The sequence below is a fragment of the Leclercia sp. UBA5958 genome (assembly GCF_002430365.1).
GTDB lineage: Bacteria > Pseudomonadota > Gammaproteobacteria > Enterobacterales > Enterobacteriaceae > Enterobacter > Enterobacter pneumoniae.
Window position 1 is genome coordinate 234,479 of record NZ_DJCE01000012.1, and the last position, 22,376, is coordinate 256,854.

20 protein-coding genes, 1 tRNA gene and 1 pseudogene are annotated in these 22,376 nt (G+C 58.3%); 12 read left to right on the top strand and 10 right to left on the bottom strand.

From position 1 onward, the window contains the following. Window positions 1–91: 91 nt before the first annotated feature. The gene (gene treR / locus B2Q93_RS19435; RefSeq protein ID WP_286934110.1) at window positions 92–1,039 is read right to left on the bottom strand and encodes a trehalose operon repressor TreR; all 948 of its coding nucleotides are present in this window, start codon (window positions 1,037–1,039) and stop codon (window positions 92–94) included. A 491-nt stretch (window positions 1,040–1,530) separates the two neighbouring features. On the opposite strand from treR, the gene mgtA reads away from it, so the two are divergent. Together mgtA and B2Q93_RS19445 are read left to right on the top strand one after the other, a co-directional pair. Further along, window positions 1,531–4,239 (top strand): magnesium-translocating P-type ATPase, encoded by a 2,709-nt coding sequence (gene mgtA, locus B2Q93_RS19440; protein WP_286934111.1) that lies wholly within the window; start codon window positions 1,531–1,533, stop codon window positions 4,237–4,239. A 203-nt stretch (window positions 4,240–4,442) separates the two neighbouring features. Next, window positions 4,443–6,827, top strand: a complete 2,385-nt coding sequence (locus tag B2Q93_RS19445; RefSeq protein ID WP_286934112.1) for a beta-N-acetylhexosaminidase — start codon at window positions 4,443–4,445, stop codon at window positions 6,825–6,827. A 35-nt stretch (window positions 6,828–6,862) separates the two neighbouring features. On the opposite strand, the gene gbpA is transcribed toward B2Q93_RS19445, so the two are convergent. The 5 genes from gbpA to pyrL form a co-directional block, all read right to left on the bottom strand. Next, complete coding sequence (gene gbpA / locus B2Q93_RS19450; RefSeq protein WP_286934113.1) at window positions 6,863–8,323, bottom strand: N-acetylglucosamine-binding protein GbpA; 1,461 nt, start codon at window positions 8,321–8,323, stop codon at window positions 6,863–6,865. Between the two features lie 182 nt (window positions 8,324–8,505). After that, window positions 8,506–8,892 carry a 2-iminobutanoate/2-iminopropanoate deaminase gene (gene ridA / locus B2Q93_RS19455; RefSeq protein ID WP_040077424.1) on the bottom strand — a complete coding sequence of 129 codons (387 nt, stop codon included), beginning with the start codon at window positions 8,890–8,892 and terminating at the stop codon, window positions 8,506–8,508. Between the two features lie 63 nt (window positions 8,893–8,955). Next, a complete protein-coding gene (gene pyrI / locus B2Q93_RS19460) occupies window positions 8,956–9,417 on the bottom strand; it encodes an aspartate carbamoyltransferase regulatory subunit (RefSeq protein ID WP_040077423.1) in 462 nt (153 codons plus the stop codon). Window positions 9,418–9,429: 12 nt separating this feature from the next. Then, window positions 9,430–10,362 carry an aspartate carbamoyltransferase gene (pyrB, locus tag B2Q93_RS19465; RefSeq protein ID WP_046886522.1) on the bottom strand — a complete coding sequence of 311 codons (933 nt, stop codon included), beginning with the start codon at window positions 10,360–10,362 and terminating at the stop codon, window positions 9,430–9,432. A gap of 34 nt (window positions 10,363–10,396) precedes the next feature. Beyond that, the gene (gene pyrL / locus B2Q93_RS19470) at window positions 10,397–10,501 is read right to left on the bottom strand and encodes a pyr operon leader peptide (RefSeq protein WP_072039576.1); all 105 of its coding nucleotides are present in this window, start codon (window positions 10,499–10,501) and stop codon (window positions 10,397–10,399) included. On the opposite strand from pyrL, the pseudogene B2Q93_RS19475 reads away from it, so the two are divergent. The 6 genes and pseudogenes from B2Q93_RS19475 to B2Q93_RS19500 all read left to right on the top strand — a co-directional run. Further along, window positions 10,481–10,558: pseudogene (locus tag B2Q93_RS19475) on the top strand (hypothetical protein); the annotation flags it as partial. The gene pyrL and the pseudogene B2Q93_RS19475 overlap by 21 nt on opposite strands. A 146-nt stretch (window positions 10,559–10,704) precedes the next feature. Beyond that, window positions 10,705–11,157: a YhcH/YjgK/YiaL family protein gene (locus B2Q93_RS19480; RefSeq protein ID WP_040077420.1), complete on the top strand. Its 453-nt coding sequence runs from the start codon at window positions 10,705–10,707 to the stop codon at window positions 11,155–11,157. Window positions 11,158–11,448: 291 nt separating this feature from the next. Further along, the gene (locus B2Q93_RS19485; protein ID WP_286934115.1) at window positions 11,449–12,357 is read left to right on the top strand and encodes a dihydrodipicolinate synthase family protein; all 909 of its coding nucleotides are present in this window, start codon (window positions 11,449–11,451) and stop codon (window positions 12,355–12,357) included. Between the two features lie 14 nt (window positions 12,358–12,371). Continuing rightward, window positions 12,372–14,339: a YjhG/YagF family D-xylonate dehydratase gene (locus tag B2Q93_RS19490; protein ID WP_286934116.1), complete on the top strand. Its 1,968-nt coding sequence runs from the start codon at window positions 12,372–12,374 to the stop codon at window positions 14,337–14,339. A gap of 350 nt (window positions 14,340–14,689) precedes the next feature. Beyond that, a complete protein-coding gene (locus B2Q93_RS19495; protein ID WP_286934117.1) occupies window positions 14,690–16,069 on the top strand; it encodes an MFS transporter in 1,380 nt (459 codons plus the stop codon). A gap of 12 nt (window positions 16,070–16,081) precedes the next feature. After that, window positions 16,082–17,701, top strand: coding sequence for a glycoside hydrolase family 43 protein (locus tag B2Q93_RS19500; RefSeq protein ID WP_286934118.1), 1,620 nt, complete (start codon window positions 16,082–16,084; stop codon window positions 17,699–17,701). A 4-nt stretch (window positions 17,702–17,705) separates the two neighbouring features. On the opposite strand, the gene B2Q93_RS19505 is transcribed toward B2Q93_RS19500, so the two are convergent. The 3 genes from B2Q93_RS19505 to argL all read right to left on the bottom strand — a co-directional run bounded on the left by B2Q93_RS19505 (window position 17,706) and on the right by argL (window position 19,716). Further along, window positions 17,706–18,464, bottom strand: a complete 759-nt coding sequence (locus B2Q93_RS19505) for an IclR family transcriptional regulator (RefSeq protein ID WP_046886436.1) — start codon at window positions 18,462–18,464, stop codon at window positions 17,706–17,708. A 182-nt stretch (window positions 18,465–18,646) separates the two neighbouring features. Further along, window positions 18,647–19,651: an ornithine carbamoyltransferase gene (argF, locus tag B2Q93_RS19510; protein ID WP_286783810.1), complete on the bottom strand. Its 1,005-nt coding sequence runs from the start codon at window positions 19,649–19,651 to the stop codon at window positions 18,647–18,649. Further along, entirely contained in the window at window positions 19,621–19,716 is a 96-nt protein-coding gene (gene argL / locus B2Q93_RS21295; protein ID WP_233803539.1) for a putative translational regulatory protein ArgL, read from the bottom strand. The genes argF and argL overlap by 31 nt, the downstream gene beginning before the upstream one ends. Window positions 19,717–19,814: 98 nt before the next feature. On the opposite strand from argL, the gene rraB reads away from it, so the two are divergent. The 4 genes from rraB to B2Q93_RS19530 all read left to right on the top strand — a co-directional run bounded on the left by rraB (window position 19,815) and on the right by B2Q93_RS19530 (window position 21,973). Then, a complete protein-coding gene (gene rraB, locus B2Q93_RS19515) occupies window positions 19,815–20,240 on the top strand; it encodes a ribonuclease E inhibitor RraB (RefSeq protein ID WP_040077411.1) in 426 nt (141 codons plus the stop codon). Window positions 20,241–20,285: 45 nt separating this feature from the next. Next, window positions 20,286–21,044: a tRNA isopentenyl-2-thiomethyl-A-37 hydroxylase MiaE gene (gene miaE / locus B2Q93_RS19520; protein WP_286808389.1), complete on the top strand. Its 759-nt coding sequence runs from the start codon at window positions 20,286–20,288 to the stop codon at window positions 21,042–21,044. 19 nt (window positions 21,045–21,063) lie between these two features. Further along, complete coding sequence (locus tag B2Q93_RS19525; protein ID WP_286934119.1) at window positions 21,064–21,780, top strand: topoisomerase II; 717 nt, start codon at window positions 21,064–21,066, stop codon at window positions 21,778–21,780. A gap of 108 nt (window positions 21,781–21,888) precedes the next feature. After that, window positions 21,889–21,973, top strand: a tRNA-Leu gene (locus B2Q93_RS19530). Between the two features lie 79 nt (window positions 21,974–22,052). On the opposite strand, the gene B2Q93_RS19535 is transcribed toward B2Q93_RS19530, so the two are convergent. After that, window positions 22,053–22,247, bottom strand: coding sequence for a hypothetical protein (locus B2Q93_RS19535; protein WP_032694866.1), 195 nt, complete (start codon window positions 22,245–22,247; stop codon window positions 22,053–22,055). Window positions 22,248–22,376: the final 129 nt, after the last annotated feature.

Below are 22,376 nucleotides of genomic sequence, written 5' to 3' on the forward strand. Positions count from 1 at the left end.
CTGCACGCAAGGCTACTCTTTAAGCAGACGCACGGAAACGGGAACGTTCCCGAAACCCGGCGAAGATCACAATAAACCGTAACGGAAGGGATCAGGAGAGGGTGGCGGGAATGGTAATTCGTCGGGGTTCGCTGCGGCCGGTGATCTGCTCGATCAGCTGTAAGGCGGCCTGACGACCCGATTCGGCGTAGCCGGGATCGACGGTGATGATCTCCGGGTGCAGGAACTTCATCAAGGGGGTATTGCCCACGCTGGCCAGCTGCAGGTTATCGATGCGCTGCTCTTGTAAGTACTTACTCGCCCCCAGCGCCAGGGTATCGGTGGCGCAGACCAGGGCGGTGGTTTGCGGCGTAAGCACGGCGGCCACCTGGTCATAGCCCTGCTTCATGCTCAGCCCCGGCAGCGAGGCCACGGCAGGCAACGCCCGTTTTTTACAGAAGGAGAGATAAGCGTCATACCGGCGCTGGCCGGTGGTGATATCGCTGTGCGGCACCCCCAGATAGCTAATGTGGCGATGACCGCCCTCATACAGGCGCTGCATCAGCATCAGGATCGCCCCTTCGTCGTCATAACAGACCGAGGCAAACCCGGCGGCATCGCGCGCCATCAGCACCAGCGAGGATTGCCACGGCGCGAGCATCTGCTCTTCTATGCCGGAAAAACCAAACAGTACCACACCGTCGATATTGCGGCGCTGCAGCATGCCGAGGTGCTCTTCCACCATCTGCGGCGAGAACTTACTCTCCATCATGATGGGGTCGTAACCCTGCTCATAAAAGGCCGGCAGCATGGTCTGCACCGCCAGGTTTTCCGAGAGAGAGTCGAGACGCGTGACGATGATCGCCACCACTTTATCGCTCTGCCCACGCATGGCGCGCGCGGAACGAGAAGGGGAGAAGCCATGCTGTTCCATCACCGCCTCGACGCGTTCACGGGTACGCTGGCTGACACCGCTTTCGTTATTCAGCACGCGTGAAACGGTCGATTTGCCCACGCCGCTTAAGCGCGCGATGTCTTTGATGGTCAGGCGGTTCTGCATGCTCTGTTCCCTGTAATACGACAATGAAGTGATCAATAAGCCTAACAGTCTACCCCATTGGGCTCGTTTAATGGCCTGTTTGGGTCCGGGCCGCGTTGTGCGTCTCCAGACTGGCCGTAATAAGTCGGCCCTGTGGAATAGGTTCTAATTCGGGCAGGGGGATCCGCAATGGGCAAAGTCTGGTTTACGTTTGGTTTAGTCCCCGGCGATTATCATACCGCCCGAAATGTCACTCACGGTATGGTTAAAACCCTATACTGCGCGTCGGCTTACTTTTTTTCTTACCGGAGGCTTTATGGATCCCGATCCCACCCCTCTCCCCCGACGGAGAGCCCCTTCACGCCGGTAAGCCTGTTTTCACTGCCTTACCGGATGCGTAAGGCAGTGACGTCCAAAAACGTCCCTGCATAAAACAGATCGCCTCTCAGGCGCGGCCTTGTCACGTCTGAAGGATATTCTGCACCCGCTGTGGCGGGTGCGGGGGACTGACTATGTTCAAAAATTTAACCCAACTGCTGCTCAGCCAACTGAGCCGCCACCTGCCGCGTCGTCTGGTACAGCGCGACCCGATGATGACTGGCAAACAGCTGGCCGATGCCACCCTGCCAGATAGCCTTTCTGCCCACTGCCTGCGCGTGGCGGCGATGGACGAAGAGACGCTGTGGCACACCTTTGGCAGCCACCCGGAAGGGCTGAATCCTGCCGAGGTGGCCGCCGTGCGCGAAGCCCATGGCGACAACCAAATTCCGGCGCAACAGCCGGCCCCCTGGTGGCGGCACCTCTGGTCCTGCTACCGCAATCCGTTCAATCTGCTGCTCACGCTGCTGGGGGTCATCTCCTACGCCACGGAAGATCTCTTTGCCGCCGGGGTGATCGCCCTGATGGTGGCCATCGCCACGCTGTTGAACTTTGTGCAGGAGGCGCGCTCGACCAAAGCCGCCGATGCCCTGAAAGCGATGGTCAGCAATACCGCCACGGTGTTGCGCGTCATTAATGATAAAGGCGAGAACGCGTGGTGTGAGTTGCCCGTCGATCAGCTGGTGGCCGGGGATATTGTGAAGCTGGCCGCCGGGGATATGATCCCGGCGGATTTACGCCTGTTGCAGGCAAGGGATCTGTTCGTGGCCCAGGCTTCGCTCACCGGGGAATCGCTGCCGGTAGAGAAGGTTGCCCGCAGCCGCAACCCGCAGCAAACCCATCCGCTGGAGTGCGATACGCTCTGCTTTATGGGCACCACGGTGGTAAGCGGTACAGCGCAAGCGATGGTGATCGCCACCGGCGGCAATACCTGGTTCGGCCAGCTTGCCGGGCGCGTCAGCGAGCAGCAGAGTGAACCGAATGCCTTCCAGCAGGGGATTGGCCGCGTCAGCATGCTGCTGATCCGCTTTATGCTGGTGATGACTCCCATCGTGCTGGTGATCAACGGCTACACCAAAGGCGACTGGTGGGAGGCGGCGCTGTTTGCTCTGTCAGTGGCCGTGGGCTTAACCCCGGAGATGCTGCCGATGATTGTCACCTCCACGCTGGCGCGCGGGGCGGTGAAGCTTTCAAAGCAAAAAGTGATTGTTAAACACCTCGACGCCATTCAGAACTTTGGCGCCATGGATATCCTCTGCACCGACAAAACCGGCACCCTGACGCAGGATAAAATCGTGCTGGAGAACCACACGGATATCTCCGGCAAAAGCAGCGAGCACGTGCTGCACAGCGCCTGGCTGAACAGCCACTACCAGACCGGGCTGAAAAACCTGCTCGACGTGGCGGTGCTGGAAGGGGTAGACGAAACCGCCGCGCGGACGCTCTCTGCCCGCTGGCAAAAAGTGGACGAGATCCCCTTCGACTTTGAACGCCGCCGTATGTCGGTGGTGGTCAGCGAGCAGGAGGATGTGCATACGCTTATCTGCAAAGGGGCGTTGCAGGAGGTCCTCGCGGTCTCGACCCACGTGCGTCATAACGGCAACGTAGTGCCGCTGGATGAGAGCATGCTGCGCCGCATCGCCCGGGTGACCGATACCCTGAACCGTCAGGGGCTGCGGGTGGTGGCGGTGGCGACAAAACGGCTGCCTGCGCGCGAGGGGGATTACCAGCGTATCGATGAATCGGATCTGATCCTCGAAGGCTATATCGCCTTCCTCGATCCGCCGAAAGAGACCACCGCTCCGGCGCTGAAGGCGCTAAAAGCCTCCGGCATCACGGTAAAAATCCTCACCGGCGACAGCGAGCTGGTGGCCGCCAAAGTGTGCCGCGACGTGGGGCTGGACGCGGGCGACGTGGTGACAGGCAGCGATATCGAACGGCTGTCAGATGATGAACTGGCCGTACTGGCCAAACGTACCACTCTGTTTGCCCGTCTGACGCCTATGCACAAAGAGCGCATCGTCACCCTGCTGAAGCGCGAAGGGCACGTGGTGGGCTTTATGGGGGATGGTATTAACGACGCCCCGGCGCTACGGGCGGCCGACATCGGTATCTCCGTGGACGGCGCGGTCGATATCGCGCGGGAAGCGGCTGATATTATCCTGCTGGAAAAAAGCCTGATGGTGCTGGAAGAGGGGGTCATCGAGGGGCGCCGCACCTTTGCCAACATGCTGAAATACATCAAGATGACCGCAAGCTCCAACTTCGGTAACGTCTTTAGCGTGCTGGTTGCCAGCGCCTTCCTGCCGTTTTTACCGATGCTGCCGCTGCACCTGCTGATTCAGAACCTGATGTATGACGTGTCGCAGGTCGCGATCCCGTTCGATAACGTCGACGAGGAGCAGATCCGCAAACCCCAGCGCTGGAATCCGGCGGATTTGGGACGCTTTATGCTCTTCTTTGGCCCGATCAGTTCGATCTTCGACATCCTGACCTTCTGCCTGATGTGGTTTGTGTTCCATGCCAACGTGCCGGAAGCGCAGACGCTATTCCAGTCCGGCTGGTTTGTGGTCGGGCTGCTGTCGCAGACGCTGATTGTGCATATGATCCGTACCCGCCGCATCCCGTTTATTCAGAGCCGTGCGGCCTGGCCGCTGATCCTGATGACCGGGCTGGTGATGCTGCTGGGCATTGCGCTGCCGTTCTCGCCGCTGGCGAGTTACCTGCAGCTACAGGCGCTGCCGCTGAGCTACTTCCCGTGGCTGGTGGCGATTCTGGCCGGGTACATGGTGTTGACCCAGATGGTTAAAGGGTTCTATAGCCGCCGCTATGGCTGGCAGTAAGCGTTTTAACAATAAATGGCAACCCCGGTTGCCATTTTACTCTCTCCACGCAGCGCATTGCGGTAAGCACTCCTCAAACAGACCCCTATTTTTTCCTAAATTAGACAGGCTGTGATCTACATCATCCTGTTAGCTTGACCCCTAATAAGGGGCATGTTAACAAAATGTTTTACTTTTTTTGGCCCGTCAAATAAGGAACTTTCATGTTACGGTACAGCCTCTTAACCGCCGGGCTTATGCTCGGCGCGTCTGCGTTTGCCTCCCCGGTGGGCGATCTTCCCCTGATGCCCTGGCCGGCAAAGGTAGAGCATCCCGCCACGCAGGGCGCGCTTGTGCTGACCAATCAGGTCGCGGTCAAGGTCAGCGGAGACGATCTCAGCGATGCCGTGACCCGTCTGCGCGATCGCATTGCGCTGCAAACCGGCTGGACGTTACAGCCGCAGCCCGCCAACCCGGATAAGCCGACCATCACCATTACCGTTGCCCGCAAGGTGGACGCGCTGCCAAAGCCGGACAGTGATGAGAGTTACAAACTGACCGTCAACGCGAATGGCGTGGCTATTACCGCAAATACCCGCTTCGGCGCGCTGCGGGCGATGGAAACCCTGTTGCAACTGATTCAGAACGGCCCGGAAAACACCGCGCTGCCGTGGGTCTCGATTGAAGATGCACCGCGCTTCCCCTGGCGTGGCCTGCTGCTCGACTCTGCCCGTCACTTTATTCCGCTGGAGGCGATCAAACGCCAGATCGACGGTATGGCGGCGGCGAAACTTAACGTGCTGCACTGGCACCTCACCGACGATCAGGGCTGGCGCTTTACCTCGAAGCGTTATCCAAAGCTGACCCAGCTCGCCAGCGACGGACTGTTCTATACTCCGGAGCAGATGCGTGAGGTGGTCAGGTACGCCGCGGCGCGGGGGATCCGCGTGGTGCCTGAAATAGACATGCCAGGCCACGCCTCGGCGATTGCGGTGGCCTATCCTGAGCTGATGAGCGCCCCCGGCCCGTATGAGATGGAGCGTCACTGGGGCGTGCTGAAGCCAGTACTCGATCCGACCAAAGAGGCGACTTATACCTTCGCGGCGGCGATGGTCAGCGAACTGGCGGCGATCTTCCCCGATCCTTATCTGCACATCGGCGGGGATGAGGTGGACGACAGCCAGTGGAAAGCCAATGCCAGGATCCAGCAGTTTATGCGCGACAATAAGCTGGCCGACAGCCACGCGCTGCAGGCGTATTTCAACCGCAAGCTGGAGACCATCCTCGAGAAAAATCAGCGCCAGATGGTGGGCTGGGACGAAATCTTCCACCCGGATCTGCCAAAAAGCATCCTGATCCAGTCCTGGCAGGGGCAGGACGCACTGGGGGAAGTGGCGAAGCAGGGGTATAAGGGCATCCTCTCCACCGGTTTTTATCTCGATCAGCCACAAAGCACCGCTTATCACTACCGCAACGAAGTGGTGCCCGAGGGGCTCAATAATGTGGATGTGATTACCGACAACGACAGCGCCCAGAGCTGGTCATTTAGCATGCCGCGTCTGAAAGGCAAGCCGGTAGAGGGCAGCTTTACGCTGGTGACCGGCGAGAAAGGCTGGCGCGGATTTATCGATTTCAACGGTAAATCCCGTCGGGCGGTAAACGACATTGAGTGGCGCGCCGACAATCAGGTGAGCTTCACGGTGGATACCTGGATGGGGGAAACCCGCCCGGTCATCACCGTCACGGATGATAAGCTCAGCGGCTACTTCCTGGTGGGCAATGTACGCTATCCGGTGACCGGTGCCCGCCTGGATGCGGTGCCGAAGGGGATCACGCCCGCCGTTCCGGATTCCGCGCAACAGGCGAACCTGCTGGGTGGCGAAGTGGCGTTGTGGGCCGAGAACGTGGCCGCGCCGGTGCTGGATATCAAGCTCTGGCCGCGAGCGTTTGCGGTGGCGGAGCGGCTATGGTCGGCGAAAGAGGTGACGGACATCGACAACATGTACACTCGCCTGCAGGCGATGGACACCTGGAGTACCGTCTCTGCAGGCCTGCAGCAGCATAGCCAGCAGCAAACGCAGTTTATCCGCCTGGCAAATAACACCGATACCGTGGCGCTGCAAATTCTCGCCCAGGCGCTGGAGCCTGCGCACTATTACACGCGCCAGCACCTGAAGTTCCAGGCAGGCAACTACCATCAGTTCGAGCCGCTGAACCGCTACGCGGATGCCCTGAGTGCGGAAAGTCATACCGTGCGTCAGATGAACAAGTGGGCGGAACGTCTGGTGAGCGATGCCGAAGACAACGAAAGCGCCGACGCGCTGCGGCATGTCTTTACCCGCTGGCAGAACAACACCAGCGATGCGCTGGCGCTCAGCGAAAGCAACTATCAGTTAAAAGCGCTGAAGCCGGTAATTCAGGAGGTGGATAAGTTGTCGTCCATTGGCCTGCGGCTCACCGATCTGGTGGCGCGACAAGGGACGCTGGATGATGCCGAGATTGCCTCTATTCAGCGCGAACTGGACGGTGCGGCACAGATTCAGGATGAGGTGGTGATCGCGGTGGTCTATCCGCTGGAAAAACTGCTGCGCGCGACGCGCAATCAGTAAAAAATCCCTCTCCCTGGCGGGAGAGGGAAGGGATGTTATTTTTTCAGCACCCAGGCCTGCTGCCAGTGTGAACCGACCCCCGGTTCATACTGGTTAGCCGCTTTCTTGTACTGTACGCAGTAGCCGCTATATGGGAACGGTTTGCACTGGTAGGTTTTGCCATTTTTCGGCTGCAGAACAACGGTGCCCGCAGTGTAGCTGCTCAGGTTTTCCGGGAAGCGGTAGTCATACTGGCCCGCAGTACCGGTATCGGCGCTGGCTGAATCCTCTTCCAGCATCATGTTGACAACGTCCTGCGCAAACAGGGTGCCGTCTTTATTGGTCGCGTAGTATTTCAGCATGTGGTGGCCAGCTGTCACGTTAGTCAGGTTCATGGTGACATCCTGATTCGCGTTGTTCATATCCTGCTTCAGATAGCCTTTCTCCGCGCCCTGATGGTTCATCACGTGCGCTTCCAGATTCACATCACCCTGGGTGTTAACGTGGAAGGAGACGGTCGCGTTGCCGTTAACGATTTTGCTGTACTGGACATTGCTCACGGCAATGCTTTCGTCCACCTGAGCCTGCTGCTCTTCATAAGAGATGGCTACGGATCGCAGGGCGCTGCCCTCTCTCACATACACGCTGTTAGCGCCGTGAACCGGGTTCACATCGCCGCCTTCATCTTTCATCCCCACGCGGACATCGTTCTGCTCGGCGTTGATTTTCTGCGCCAGGTCGTAAGACCACTGGTTAGCATCGCCCTGGGCGTCAGAGGAGATGGTCATTTCGGTGCGCATGGAGACCACTTCACCGTTGGCATCGAAGAAGCGGGCAATCACTTTATCGCCAGCGTTCAGGTTATTACCGGAAATTTGGCCGTTGAGGGTTTTCGCCCACTCAGACACGACCGCTGGGGTTTCGTCCGGCGTCTGGCTGCCGCCATTACCGAAATCAACGTCGATAGCCTGGTAGAAGCTATTTGTGGTATCGGCAATTTCCCATACCGCGTAAATAACCTGGTAACCCGTACGTTCCGGAACATTACAATTCATATTCTGGGTAACGGCTGGCGCCTGGCCATTTCCATTAACGGTACAGAATGGCGTGGATTCAAATTGCGCGCGGGTCAGTGGCTTATTTGGATCCCAGTTTTGTTTGGTGATGTAATAACGCCAGTTGGTGGTTTTATGCGGTGCGGTGTGATACCAGGTAAAGGTATGCGCGCCGGCGGTCATTGGGGTTTTGGTCCAGGCGTTCAGGCTCTGACGATCCAGCTGAGAGTACTGGGAGATGCCCGCACTGGCGAGCTGACCATCAGGCGGCAGGGCGCCGTTCGGGAAGCCGGAGGTGCGTTCCACGCTCTGCGGTTCATATTGTACGGTGCCACAGTCAACGTTCTGACCCAGTTTGCACATATAAGCACGACTGGCCGGAGACTGGACATAACCGTGAGCTAAAGCCGATGAAGCAACCGTGAGTGTGGCAAGTGCCAACGCAATTTTAGACAGTTTCATTTATTATTCCATTAAAAGAGAGTAATGCTTTTGGGCGCAGTTAGTGTTGCGCGGAATAAAAATGAAGTCATGGAATGGCGGGACGAAAAATAATAGTGAAAAAACTTGAAGGCTATTTTCGGCTGTGTATCGGGGAAATAAAAAAAGGCAGCCTGGGCTGCCTTAATATTAAAAAACAAGCGTTAGCGGCGTACGGCGATCGCTTCGATCTCGATCTTCACGTCTTTCGGCAGACGGGCCACTTCCACACAAGAGCGCGCCGGGAAGGTCGCATTGTGTTCGGTGAAGAAGGCTTCATAGGTGGCGTTAACGGTAGCGAAATCGTTGAGATCTTTAACGAAAACGGTCGTTTTCACGATATCGCCCACTTTCAGCCCTGCGGATTCAACAATCGCTTTCACGTTTTCCAGCGACTGGCGCGCCTGCGCGGCCACGTCTTCCGGCACTTCGCCATTTTTCGGGTTCACCGGGATCTGGCCTGAGGTGATGATCATGCTGCCCAGATCAACGCCCTGAACATACGGGCCGATAGCGGCTGGTGCATTTTCCGTCGCGAGTACTTTGGTCATGTTTTCTCCTGAATAACAGCGTGATAAAAACGGATTCCCGGCCATTATACACGTCATTGCAGATTAACCGGCCAGCACCACCGTATGGGAAAACTCTTTTTCGCAATATTTGCACTTCAGCGCGATATCGTTGGCGCGTTTTTTTACCGCAAAGCTGGAGTTAACCGGCTCCGCGTGGCTAATGCAGTTGCTGTTCGGGCAGACCAGTACGCTCTCGATACGCTCTGGCAGGCTCGGACGGGATTTGCCCACCACTTCGTAGTCGTCGATACGGTTCACCGTGGCGTCTGGCGCATACAGCGAGAGCTGGTTAACCTGCTCGTCGGTGAGGAAAGTGTTCTCGATTTTAATCAAATCCTTACGCCCCATCTCGCCGGACGGCAGATTCAAACCGATGGTGATGCGCTGGTCGGTTTCGGTCAGCTTGAACAGGGTCAGCAGCTTAAAGCCCACCTGCGCGGGGATGTGGTCAATCACGGTGCCACGCTTGATGGCTTCAACCTGGAGTTTGTTATCGTGTGTCATGGTCGTCTCCCCTTACAGAGCTAAATCGCGATTCAGAACCAGTGCCAGTAACGCCTGGCGGGCAAAGATGCCGTTGCCGGCCTGCTGGAAGTACCAGGCGTGCGGCGTTTTATCGACGTCGGTGGTGATCTCATCAATGCGCGGCAGCGGGTGCAGCACTTTCATGTTGGCGCGTGCGCCCTCCAGGTCGCTGGCGCGCAGAACGAATTGCGCTTTTACGTTGGCGTATTCGGAGGGATCCAGGCGCTCTTTCTGCACGCGGGTCATATAGAGAATATCCACTTCCCCCATCACCTCTTCGATGCTGGCGTGCAGGCTCCACTTAATGCCTTTCTCGTCGAGCATATCCAGAATGTACTGCGGCATCGCCAGCGCGTCCGGGGCGATAAAGTAGAAGCGGTTGCCGGTAAACTTCGCCAGCGCCTGGGTGAGAGAGTGGACGGTGCGGCCATACTTCAGGTCGCCGACCATGGCGATGTTCAGATTTTCCAGCCGCCCCTGGGTCTCCTGAATGGTGAAGAGATCCAGCAGGGTCTGGGTGGGGTGCTGGTTAGCCCCGTCACCGGCGTTAAGCACCGGAATACCGCCAGAAAACTCGGTTGCCAGGCGCGCGGCCCCCTCCTGCGGGTGGCGCATCACGATAGCGTCCACGTAGGTGCTAATGACCGAGATGGTATCGGCGAGAGTTTCGCCCTTTTTGCCCAGCGAAGTATTACTGCTGTCGGAGAAGCCCACTACGCTGGCGCCCAGGCGGTGGATTGAGGTCTCGAACGACAGGCGCGTACGGGTGGAGGCCTCGAAGAAGCAGCTGGCGATGACCTTGTGCTTCAACAGCTCCGGCTGCGGGTTGGCTTTCAGTTTTGCCGCGGTTTCCAGCACCAGCTCCAGCTCTTCGCGGTTAAGGTCGTTTATGGAAATGATGTGTTTTTGATAAAGCGGATTCATGTTTATCTCCTGACGCCGGGCAAAAAAAAGCCCCTCAAATGAGGGGCTCTGGGAATAGGGATAGCTGCGGGAAGAAAAACGGCAGGCCAGCGTCTGTTTTGAGACGCGGTAAGACATTATGTCGTACACACTGAACCATGCTTCCTCCCGGCAAATTGTGGGGCATTATACGCAGCCTGAAGGCGGGATCAAGCGATAAATTCACGCTTTAAGCAAAGCAAACGGTTTGCATTGCATGGTTATGCGCTGCGGCAAATCCCGGCCAAAAAGTAGTGGTATGGCAGCCAAATTTCTCGTATAAAAGTTTAAAATGAAACGTTGTTTTATATTGAGGATTCAACCATGATCGTTGGCAACATTCACAACCTCCAGAGCTGGCTGCCTGCGGAACTGCGTCAGGCGATTGAGCACGTAAAAACGCACGTTACCGAGGCGACCCCGACCGGTAAACATGATATCGACGGCAACCGTCTGTTCTTCCTGGTCTCGGAAGATATGACCCAGCCCTTTGCTGAGCGCCGCGCGGAGTATCATGCCCGCTATCTGGATATCCAGATTGTCCTGAAAGGCCAGGAGGGGATGACCTTCAGCACCCTGCCAAACGGCACGCCGGATACCGACTGGCTGGCGGACAAAGATATCGCTTTCCTGCCGGAAGGGGAGCAAGAGAAGACAGTAGTCCTGAACGAAGGGGATTTTGTGGTCTTCTACCCCGGTGAAGTGCACAAGCCGCTCTGCGCGGTGGGCGCGCCGGGGCAGGTGCGTAAGGTGGTTGTGAAGATGCTGGTGGGGTAATTCTCTTACCCCTCACCCTAACCCTCTCCCCAGAGGGGAGAGGGGATTGTACCGGGCCGTCTTTTCTTCCTCGCCCTTTTGGACAGAGGGGGTAAGAGTTCCCTCTCCCTGTGGGAGAGGGTTAGGGTGAGGGCACCAGACCGCACCCTGTAGAATGTGATCCAGCTTAAATTTCCCGCACTCCCTCATCTCATCCCATTGTCCTGCGCTTTTTCTGCGTCATAGTATGATCGTTAAATAAACGAACGCTGTTCTATAATGTAGAACAAAACGATTAAGCAAGGAGATCCCATGCAGCAGACCGCGCAGTTTTCGGGAATTATTCCGCCTGTCTCCACCCTTTTCACCCCGGACGGCATGCTCGATAAAGCGGGCACCGCCGCGCTGGTCGACGACATGATCAACGCCGGGGTGGATGGCCTGTTTTTCCTCGGCAGCGGCGGGGAGTTTACCCAGCTCAATACCAACGAGCGCAAAGCGATCGCCGAGTTTGCCATTGCGCATGTGAACGGTCGCGTACCGGTACTGATTGGCACCGGGGGCACCAACGCCCGCGAAACCCTTGAGCTGAGTCAGCATGCCCAGCAGGCAGGGGCGGACGGGATTGTGGTCATCAATCCCTATTACTGGAAAGTCTCAGAAGCCAACCTGATTCGCTACTTCCAGCAGGTGGCAGACAGCGTCACCCTGCCGGTGATCCTTTACAACTTCCCGGCCCTGACCGGGCAGGATCTCACCCCGGCGCTGGTGAAAACCCTGGTGGACTCGCGCAGCAATATCGTGGGGATCAAAGACACCATCGACTCCGTGGCCCATCTGCGCAGCATGATCCTTACCGTGAAGGCGGCCCATCCGCACTTTGTGGTGCTCTGCGGCTACGATGACCATCTGTTCAATACCCTGATGCTCGGGGGCGATGGCGCCATTTCGGCCAGCGGTAACTTTGCCCCGCAGGTGTCGGTCAACTTGCTGCAGGCATTCCGCGACGGCGATCTGGCCCGGGCGGCGCAGTACCACCAGACCATGCTGCAAATTCCGCAGATGTATCAGCTGGATACGCCGTTCGTGAACGTGATCAAAGAGGCCATCTCCCTCTGTGGTCGCCCGGTATCAACCTACGTGCTGCCGCCTGCCGGGCCGCTGGATGAGGCGCGCAAAGCGCAGCTGAAATCGCTGCTACAACAGCTCAAACTCTGCTGAGCCGGACGGTCACGATGTCGATTGAAACGATTTTTACGCCGCAGGATCACGCCTTCTACTCGGTGAAAACCCACGCCGCCGGGCCGCAAGGGGCGCTGCCGCTGACCCCGCAAATGCTGATGGAATCACCCAGCGGTAACCTGTTCGGCATGACGCAAAACGCCGGGATGGGGTGGGATGCCAACAAGCTGACCGGCAAAGAGGTGCTGATCATCGGCACCCAGGGGGGAATCCGCGCGGGCGACGGACGCCCGGTGGCGCTGGGCTACCACACCGGCCACTGGGAGATTGGCCTGCAAATGCAGGCGGCGGCGAAAGAGATCACCCGTAACGGTGGCATCCCGTTTGCCGCCTTTGTCAGCGACCCCTGCGATGGCCGCTCGCAGGGCACCCACGGCATGTTCGACTCCCTGCCATACCGTAACGATGCCGCTATCGTCTTTCGGCGGCTTATCCGCTCGCTGCCCACGCGCCGGGCGGTGATTGGCGTCGCCACCTGTGATAAAGGGCTGCCCGCCACCATGATTGCGCTGGCTTCTATGCACGATCTGCCCACCATTCTGGTGCCGGGCGGGGCCACGCTGCCGCCGACGCACGGGGAAGATGCCGGTAAGGTTCAGACCATCGGCGCGCGCTATGCCAACCACGAGCTGTCGCTGCAGGAGGCCGCCGAGCTGGGCTGCCGCGCCTGCGCGTCACCGGGGGGCGGGTGTCAGTTTCTTGGCACCGCAGGCACCTCGCAGGTGGTGGCCGAGGCCCTAGGGCTGGCGCTGCCCCATTCGGCGCTGGCCCCCTCTGGCCAGGCCGTCTGGCTGGAGATATCGCGCCAGTCTGCCAGGGCGGTGAGCGAGCTGGATACCCGCGGCATCACCACCCGCGACATTTTGACGGATAAAGCTATCGAGAACGCGATGGTGATCCACGCGGCCTTTGGCGGCTCCACCAACCTGCTGCTGCACATTCCGGCTATCGCCCACGCGGCGGGCTGCACCATTCCGGATGTGGAACACTGGACGCGCATCAACCGTAAAGTCCCGCGGCTGGTGAGCGTGCTGCCGAACGGCCCGGATTATCATCCCACGGTGCGGGCGTTTCTTGCCGGGGGCGTGCCGGAGGTGATGCTCCACCTGCGTGCGCTGGGCCTGCTGCATGAAGATGCGATGACGGTCACCGGCCAGACGGTGGGCGAAAACCTTGACTGGTGGCAGGCCTCCGAGCGCCGGGCGCGCTTCCGCCAGTGCCTGCGTGAGGAAGACGGCGTGGATCCGGATGACGTGATCCTGCCCCCGGCGCGTGCCAAAGCGCGCGGCCTCACCTCGACGGTGGCCTTCCCGGTGGGCAACATCGCCCCGGACGGTTCGGTAATCAAAGCCACGGCCATCGATCCCTCTGTGGTCGGGGAAGACGGTGTTTATCGTCATACCGGACGGGCGCGGGTGTTTGTCTCGGAAGCGCGGGCCATTAAAGCGATTAAAAACGGCGAGATTGCCGAGGGCGACATCATGGTGGTGATAGGCGGCGGCCCCTCCGGCACCGGGATGGAAGAGACCTACCAGCTCACCTCGGCGCTGAAGCATGTCTCCTGGGGTAAGACGGTCTCGCTGATCACCGATGCCCGCTTCTCGGGCGTTTCAACCGGGGCCTGTTTCGGCCACGTGGCCCCCGAGGCGCTGGCGGGCGGGCCGATTGGCAAGCTGCGCGATAACGACATCATCGCCATCGAGGTGGATCGCCTTCGCCTGACCGGGAGCGTGAACTTTATCGGCACGCTGGAAGATCCCCTTACCCCGGCGCAGGGGGCGGCGGTGCTGGCCCTGCGCGCACCGCATCCGGAACTGCACGCCCACGATTTCCTGCCGGACGACACCCGCCTGTGGGCGGCACTGCAGTCGGTGAGCGGTGGCACCTGGAAAGGCTGTATTTACGACACAGATAAAATTATCGAGGTTATTAACGCCGGTAAAAAAGCGCTCGGACTTTAGGTTCTAAAATAAAAAAGGCTGTCTGCGAAGAGAAATTCGCGGACGGCTTTTAGCTGTCTGAAATATATTTAGATTAAAGCAATGGGAATTTAATAAATCACTAAAATATAAGATAAAAATATTCTACCTGGTGCGTTGATAACGACCGGAATCACAAAAGCAAAATATCATAATTCATAAACCAGAAATGACCATTGCCGGAAAAATAAGCCCCTTATTACACTTTATTAACACGAATTTGTAATTAATCAGATGACCAAAGGGTGTATTCCTGTCGATGCGCCGGGGCGCTTTTTCCCTGGCTCAGGTCCCTGACGTCGGTACCGTTCCACTTTGCGTTGGGGGTAAAGATGCAGTTAACCATGAAAGATAAAATTGGCTACGGGCTGGGTGACACCGCCTGTGGTTTCGTCTGGCAGGCCACCATGTTCCTGCTGGCCTATTTCTACACCGACGTGTTTGGCCTCTCGGCGGGAATAATGGGCACGCTGTTTTTAGTCTCTCGCGTGCTGGATGCCGTGACCGACCCGCTGATGGGGCTGCTGGTGGACCGCACCCGCACGCGCCACGGCCAGTTCCGCCCGTTTCTGCTGTGGGGGGCGATCCCCTTTGGCCTGGTCTGCATGCTCACCTTCTACACGCCCGAGTTTTCGGCCAATGGCAAAATCCTCTATGCCTGCGTTACCTACATTCTGCTGACGCTGGTCTACACCTTCGTTAACGTGCCCTATTGCGCCATGCCGGGGGTGATCACCGCCGATCCGAAAGAGCGCCACGCGTTGCAGTCGTGGCGCTTCTTCCTGGCGGCGGCGGGATCGCTGGCGATCAGCGGTATCGCGCTGCCGCTGGTGGGGATCATCGGCCGGGGTGACGAACAGCTCGGCTACTTCGGCGCCATGTGCGTGCTGGGGCTCTGCGGCGTGGTGCTGCTCTATGTCTGCTTCTTCACCACCAAAGAGCGCTACACCTTTGAGGTGCAGCCGGGGGCATCGATCTCGAAAGATCTTAAGCTGCTGCTGGGCAACAGCCAGTGGCGCATTATGTGTGCCTTTAAAATGATGGCGACCTGTTCCAACGTGGTGCGCGGCGGGGCCACGCTCTACTTCGTGAAATACGTGATGGACCATCCGGAGATGGCGACCCAGTTTCTGCTGTACGGCAGCATCGCCACCATGTTTGGCTCGCTCTGCTCATCCCGGCTGCTGGGCCGCTTTGATCGCGTTAAAGCCTTCAAGTGGATCATCGTGGCCTACTCCCTGATTAGCCTGCTGATCTTCTTTACGCCAGCCGAGCACATCGCGCTGATCTTTGCCCTGAATATCCTGTTCCTGTTTGTCTTTAACACCACCACGCCGCTGCAGTGGCTGATGGCCTCTGACGTGGTGGATTACGAAGAGAGCCGCAGCGGCCGCCGTCTGGACGGGCTGGTGTTCTCGACCTATCTCTTCGCCCTGAAGATTGGCCTGGCCATTGGCGGCGCGCTGGTAGGCTGGATACTGGCCTGGGTGAACTACTCCGCCAGCAGCAGCGTGCAGCCGGTGGAAGTGCTCTCCACCATCAAAATCCTGTTCTGCGTGGTGCCGGTCATCCTCTACGTGGGCATGTTCATCATGCTCTCTTTTTACAAGCTGACGGACGCGCGCGTGGAGGCTATCAGCCAGCAGCTGATCAAGCACCGGGCGGCCAGAGGCGACGATCTTCCGGCGGCCACCACCGCAGCATCGCATTAAGCAGGAGGCACCATGTACACCATTACCAACCCGATTCTTACCGGCTTTAACCCGGACCCGTCGCTCTGCCGGCAGGGCGAGGATTACTACATCGCCACCTCCACCTTCGAGTGGTTCCCTGGCGTGCGCATCTACCACTCCCGGGATTTGAAAAACTGGCGGCTGGCGAGCACCCCGCTGGACCGCGTGTCGCTGCTGGACATGAAAGGCAACCCGGACTCCGGCGGGATCTGGGCGCCGTGCCTGAGCTACGCCGACGGGCAGTTCTGGCTGCTCTATACCGACGTTAAAATTGTCGATTCACCCTGGAAAAACGGGCGCAACTTCCTCGTCACCGCCCCCTCCGTCGAGGGGCCGTGGAGCGAGCCGATCCCGATGGGCAACGGCGGGTTTGATCCGTCCCTGTTCCATGACGACGATGGACGCAAATACTACCTCTACCGCCCCTGGGGGCCGCGCCACCACAGTAATCCGCATAACACCATCGTGATGCAGGAGTACTTCCCCGAGACCCGGACTCTGTCGCCCGAGCGTAAAACGCTCTTCACCGGCACGCCGCTGGGCTACACCGAGGGGGCGCACCTTTATCGTAAAGAGGGCTGGTACTATCTGCTGGTGGCGGAGGGGGGCACCAGCTACGAGCACGCGGTGGTGGTGCTGCGTTCCCGCACGCTGGAGGGGCCGTACGAACTGCACCCGGAAGTCTCGATGATGACCAGCTGGCACCTGCCGGAGAATCCGCTGCAAAAAAGCGGCCACGGCTCGCTGCTCCAGACCCACACCGGAGAGTGGTTTATGGCCTACCTCACCAGCCGCCCGCAGCGCAGACCGGGCATCCCGCTGCTGGCAAGCGGCGGGCGCGGCTACTGCTCGCTGGGGCGCGAGACGGGCATCGCCCGCATCGCATGGCGCGACGGCTGGCCGTACGTGGAAGGGGGCAAGCACGCGCAGCTCAGCGTGCCGGGGCCGCAGATGGCAGAGAGCAACGTGGCCGCGCCCGCCACCTGGCGGGATGACTTTGATCACGATGCCCTCGACCCGGAACTGCAGACCCTGCGTATCCCGTTCGATGCCTCGCTCGGCTCCCTGAGCGCCCGCAAGGGCTGGCTGCGGCTGTACGGCAACGACTCCCTGAACTCGACCTTTGTGCAATCTACCGTCGCACGCCGCTGGCAACATTTCACCTTTACGGCCGAGACGCGCATGGAATTTTCGCCGCGCCACTTCCAGCAGAGCGCCGGGCTCACCTGCTACTACAACAGCAAAAACTGGAGCTACTGCTTTGTCGATTATGAGGAGGGGCAGGGGCGCACCCTGAAAGTTATTCAGCTCGATCAGAACCAGCCGCTCTGGCCGCTGCATGAGCAGCCCATCCCGGTGCCGGACGACGCACAAAGCATCTGGCTGCGGGTGGAGGTTGATCGTCTTGAGTATCACTACAGCTACTCCTTCGACGGTGAAACCTGGCACAGCGTACCCATCACCTTCGAGGCGTGGAAGTTGTCAGATGACTATATTGGCGGGCGCGGCTTCTTTACCGGGGCCTTTGTGGGGCTGCACTGCGAGGATATCAGCGGTGACGGTTGCCACGCTGATTTCGACTACTTTAGCTACACGCCAGAAGAGGCGTAACGCCTCAGGCCGGGCAGCCGAGGGCTCGCGACAGCTGCTGCCCGGCCTCCTGCAACTGCTCGCGGAAGCGGGCCAGCTCCGCGTCGTCCACCCGGGAGGTGAGGGTAGAGAGGCTTAGCGCGGCAATGACGCGTGATTCATGGTTGCGCACCGGCACCGACACGCAGCGCACGCCCTGTTCGTTCTCTTCGCTATCCAGGGCGTAACCCTGCGCACGGGTTTCGGCCAGCGCCGCCAGCAGCGCCTCGCGGCTGGCAAGGGTCGCCGGGGTAAAGGTGGCGTAGTCGTACCCTTCCAGCAGGGTATTCAGCTCCGCCTCGCCGAGCCAGGCAATCAACACTTTCCCGATGGCGGTGGCATGCACCGGCAGGCGACGGCCAATGCGCGAATAGGCGATGGCCGCGAGTTTGCCTTCAATCTTCTCGATATAGACCCCTTCGCGCCCGTCCAGAATCCCCAGGTGGGTGGTCTGCCCGGTACGGTCGGACAACGCCTGCAGCCAGCTTTTCGCCTTCTGGCGGATGTCGATGGTGCTCACTACAAAATGACCGCGCTCGACCAGCTTCATGCCGGGGCGATATTTACCGTTCTCCGGGTTCTGATCGATATAGCCATGCAGTTGCAGGGTTTTGAGCAGCGAGTGAAGCGTGCTTTTACTCAGCCCCATCTGTTTGCTGATATCAGTGATCTTCAGTTCCGTGGCCTGCTCGTTAAAGAGGTCGAGGATCTTTAAGGCACGTTCAACAGATTGAATAATAGGCATAATCAGGCATCACTCGCGCTGGAATCAGGCAAAAAAAGTACCTGTTTTTCGCTGAAAAATCAATCGAATGGCGCCAAGGTAAAAGCAAAAGCCAACGTAAGTTGGCTTTTTATTATTTGCTCCCTCTCCCTGTGGGAGAGGGCCGGGGTGAGGGCATCAGACCGCAGAGGACAAACCTGAGATCACTCCCCCAGCGTCGCCACCATCACCGCCTTAATGGTGTGCATGCGGTTTTCCGCCTGATCAAACACGATACTCGCCGGGGATTCAAAGACCTCATCGGTCACTTCCATGCCGCCGTGCAGATCAAACTCCTTCGCCATCTGCTGGCCCAGGGTGGTCTGGTCATCGTGGAAGGCGGGCAGACAGTGCAGGAACTTGACGTTCGGGTTGCCGGTCAGCGCCATCATCTGGCTATTCACCTGATAACCGCGCAGCAGAGCAATCCGCTCCGCCCACTTCTCCTTCGGCTCGCCCATCGACACCCAGACGTCGGTATAGATAAAGTCGGCCCCTTTCACACCGGCTGCCACATCCTCGGTGAGGGTGATCTTACCGCCGTTCTTCTCGGCCAGGGCGCTGCACTCGGCTATCAGGCTCGCTTCCGGCCAGCAGGCTTGTGGCGCCACCAGGCGCAGATCCAGCCCCGTAAGCGCTGCCGCTTCGAGCATCGAGTTACCCATGTTATTACGTGCATCGCCGGTATAGACCAGCACCATCTCGTTAAACGCCTTGCCCGGCAGGTGCTCCTGCATGGTCAGCAGGTCTGCCAGCAGCTGCGTGGGATGAAACTCATTGGTCAGCCCATTCCACACCGGCACGCCGGCAAACTGCGCCAGGGTTTCGACCACTTCCTGGCCATGACCGCGATACTGAATGCCGTCGTACATGCGGCCCAGCACCCGCGCGGTGTCTTTAATTGACTCTTTATGCCCAATCTGGCTACCGCTTGGGCCGAGATAAGTGACGCGAGCGCCCTGGTCAAAAGCGGCAACTTCGAAAGAGCATCGGGTACGGGTTGAGTCTTTTTCGAAGATGAGCGCGATGTTTTTGCCAGTAAGCTTTTGTACTTCAGTCCCTTTTTTCTTGTCGGACTTCAGCTGCGCCGCCAGAGCGAGCAGCCCGGTAAGCTGGGCAGGGGTAAAGTCGAGCAATTTCAGGAAGTGTTTTTTAAACAGTTCAGACATTTTATCCTCACATGGCAGAGGCCACTTATTGAATTAAAATTCAATTTATCTATATGAATATTCATTTGCAACCCTGTTTCACAAATCTTTCGTCGAAAGGTGGAGGCAAACACATCCGTGTGTGAAAATAGAAGTACTGCCGCACTTTAAAGAGGATTGAGCCATGGCAAACCCGGAACTACTGGAAGAGCAACGCGAAGAGACGCGCCTGATTATTGAAGAGCTGCTGGAAGATGGCAGCGATCCGGATGCGCTGTACACCATTGAGCACCATTTCTCTGCGGATGATTTTGAAGCGCTGGAGAAGCTGGCGGTGGAGGCGTTCCGTCTGGGTTATGAAGTGACCGAGCCGGAAGAGCTGGAAGTGGAAGAGGGCGACACCGTCATCTGCTGCGATATCCTGAGCGAAGGCGCCCTGAAAGCTGAGCTGATCGACGCGCAGGTAGAACAGCTGATGGACCTGGCCGAGCGCTTTGAAGTGGAGTACGACGGCTGGGGCACCTACTTCGAAGATCCGAACGGCGAAGAGGGTGAAGAAGGCGACGACGAAGACTACGTCGACGAAGATGACGACGGCGTGCGTCACTAATAGCGTATTAGCGGCAGTGCACACTGCCGCTTTCAAGGTTCAAACATGGATTACCCGCAGATACTTGCTCCCGTTCTAGACTTCCTCCCGTGCCCCACCCCGCAAGCATGGATAGACAAAGCCCGCGACCCGGCCAACCTGCCGCTGTTGCTTACCGATCATATGGTGTGCGAACTGAAGGCCGCCCAGACCGCACTACTGCTGGTACGTAAATACGTCGCCGATGAAAGCGGTGCCGACGCGCTGTTGGCGTGGCTTAAGCCCTACGAAGCCTTCACCTTTCGCGACGGGCCGGAACCCGACTTTATCGCCCTGCATAAGCAGATAAGCAAAAGCGTGATGCCCAAAACCGACGACCCCTGGGGCCAGGCGCTTATCGACAGCATGGTGTTGTTAATTAAAGAAGAGCTGCACCATTTCTGGCAGGTGCGCGAGGCGATGGTCACGCGTAACATCCCGTACGTCAAAATCACCGCCAGCCGCTACGCCAAAGGGATGCTGAAAGCCGTGCGCACCCACGAGCCGCTGACGTTGATCGACAAATTAATCTGTGGGGCCTATATCGAGGCGCGCTCCTGCGAGCGCTTCGCCGCGTTGGCCCCCTTCCTCGACGACGACCTGCAGAAGTTTTACCTGTCTTTGCTGCGCTCTGAAGCGCGCCATTATCAGGACTATCTGCACCTTGCGCAGCAGGTGAGTGACGAAGACATCACTCCGCGCATTAAGCACTTTGGCGACGTCGAGGCTACGCTTATCACGTCTGCGGATAGCGAGTTCCGCTTTCATAGCGGCGTGCCGGTTTAATTGATAAGGACAAAGGATAATGAAAAAAGGGTTAGGTATTGCGGCAGCCGTCGTGCTGGGCATGGTAGTAGCGGGCTGGATCTTTCGCGACCAGCAGCCCACCACGGAACAGCAGCTCGACACCGCGCTGGGCAGCATGCCGGTGTGGCAGGTGATTAAAGAGCAGGACCCACAGTTCCGCAAAAAGGTGCAGGACGAGATGATCGCCCTGCAAAAGGCGGGCAAGAACGAGCAGCAGATTATCGACACCATCCAGCCGCAGATTTTGCATCTGCAGATGGCGCGCCTGCAAAACGCCCCGGACGCCAACGTGGTGGAGTATATGAAGATCAATATGGAGCAGACCGCCGCCATGCAGAAGGTGAGCGACGATAGCTGCTTCCGCTTCCTCTACCCGGAAGTGAAAGGGGGCGTGAACCCGATGCGCCTGCTGAGTAAAGAGCTGATGCAGCGCCGCATGGAAGCGGATGCCACCATGATGCGTGCTGCTTTCGGCCCGAACAAGCACACCGTGACCCCGGAAGAGGTAAAACGCGCCGAGACCGACGTGGTGCCGATTGTGCAGAAGCTGGCCGAGAAGTACGGCCAGGATTTCGAACTGCTGCAGGCGCCGAACAAGGCGGTGGGCAAAGAGAAAGTAAGCTGCGAGCTGGTGCAGGACCTGTGGAACAACGTGCTGACGCTGCCAGAGAAGAACGCCGCCGGGCTGATCCGCTATGCGGTGTCGGACCTGTAAGGGCGGTTACGCTGGTTTTTTCAACACTTAGCGCAGGTTTAGCGCGCCGCCGCTTGCATGGCGGCGCGTGACAGGTATAATCCACAACGTTTCCGCATCCCCTTCAGTGCCGAAGTGGCGAAATCGGTAGACGCAGTTGATTCAAAATCAACCGTAGAAATACGTGCCGGTTCGAGTCCGGCCTTCGGCACCAATCAAGAAAAACCTCTTAGAAACAAAGCGTTAGTTAAATAACTCTGCCTTTCTTGCCTGTGTTTTTTGCTTGAATAATGTCACCAACGATTGCCGCTGTGTTTGGTAGTGGCTTTTGGGATGTTATCACGCAGCGGCAGGTAATTTCCAGGCTCAACCCTGTACAAAACGTGAACGGTCAGCACTGACGGCTTAATTTCTTGTCGCTGGTCTATACGTTGCGCTTTTCCTTTGAAGCCGGAAGACGCCGCCAGCGTCTCAAATCCTTTTCCCATAACCCTTGTCAATGTGGCTCGCGCTTCGTGCGGCGCTCCATGATGCAACACGTCGAGATGACGTTGCAGCGAATAAACAGGCGTAATGTTGGGAAGACTAACCGGATCGGGAAAGAATCCGGCTCTGCC

Bases quoted from the DNA above. Each gene is read 5' to 3' on its own strand.
- treR (WP_286934110.1), bottom strand. From the start codon at position 1,039: ATGCAGAACCGCCTGACCATCAAAGACATCGCGCGCTTAAGCGGCGTG.
- mgtA (WP_286934111.1), top strand. From the start codon at position 1,531: ATGTTCAAAAATTTAACCCAACTGCTGCTCAGCCAACTGAGCCGCCAC.
- B2Q93_RS19445 (WP_286934112.1), top strand. From the start codon at position 4,443: ATGTTACGGTACAGCCTCTTAACCGCCGGGCTTATGCTCGGCGCGTCT.
- gbpA (WP_286934113.1), bottom strand. From the start codon at position 8,323: ATGAAACTGTCTAAAATTGCGTTGGCACTTGCCACACTCACGGTTGCT.
- ridA (WP_040077424.1), bottom strand. From the start codon at position 8,892: ATGACCAAAGTACTCGCGACGGAAAATGCACCAGCCGCTATCGGCCCG.
- pyrI (WP_040077423.1), bottom strand. From the start codon at position 9,417: ATGACACACGATAACAAACTCCAGGTTGAAGCCATCAAGCGTGGCACC.
- pyrB (WP_046886522.1), bottom strand. From the start codon at position 10,362: ATGAATCCGCTTTATCAAAAACACATCATTTCCATAAACGACCTTAAC.
- pyrL (WP_072039576.1), bottom strand. From the start codon at position 10,501: ATGGTTCAGTGTGTACGACATAATGTCTTACCGCGTCTCAAAACAGAC.
- B2Q93_RS19480 (WP_040077420.1), top strand. From the start codon at position 10,705: ATGATCGTTGGCAACATTCACAACCTCCAGAGCTGGCTGCCTGCGGAA.
- B2Q93_RS19485 (WP_286934115.1), top strand. From the start codon at position 11,449: ATGCAGCAGACCGCGCAGTTTTCGGGAATTATTCCGCCTGTCTCCACC.
- B2Q93_RS19490 (WP_286934116.1), top strand. From the start codon at position 12,372: ATGTCGATTGAAACGATTTTTACGCCGCAGGATCACGCCTTCTACTCG.
- B2Q93_RS19495 (WP_286934117.1), top strand. From the start codon at position 14,690: ATGCAGTTAACCATGAAAGATAAAATTGGCTACGGGCTGGGTGACACC.
- B2Q93_RS19500 (WP_286934118.1), top strand. From the start codon at position 16,082: ATGTACACCATTACCAACCCGATTCTTACCGGCTTTAACCCGGACCCG.
- B2Q93_RS19505 (WP_046886436.1), bottom strand. From the start codon at position 18,464: ATGCCTATTATTCAATCTGTTGAACGTGCCTTAAAGATCCTCGACCTC.
- argF (WP_286783810.1), bottom strand. From the start codon at position 19,651: ATGTCTGAACTGTTTAAAAAACACTTCCTGAAATTGCTCGACTTTACC.
- argL (WP_233803539.1), bottom strand. From the start codon at position 19,716: ATGAATATTCATATAGATAAATTGAATTTTAATTCAATAAGTGGCCTC.
- rraB (WP_040077411.1), top strand. From the start codon at position 19,815: ATGGCAAACCCGGAACTACTGGAAGAGCAACGCGAAGAGACGCGCCTG.
- miaE (WP_286808389.1), top strand. From the start codon at position 20,286: ATGGATTACCCGCAGATACTTGCTCCCGTTCTAGACTTCCTCCCGTGC.
- B2Q93_RS19525 (WP_286934119.1), top strand. From the start codon at position 21,064: ATGAAAAAAGGGTTAGGTATTGCGGCAGCCGTCGTGCTGGGCATGGTA.
- B2Q93_RS19535 (WP_032694866.1), bottom strand. From the start codon at position 22,247: ATGGGAAAAGGATTTGAGACGCTGGCGGCGTCTTCCGGCTTCAAAGGA.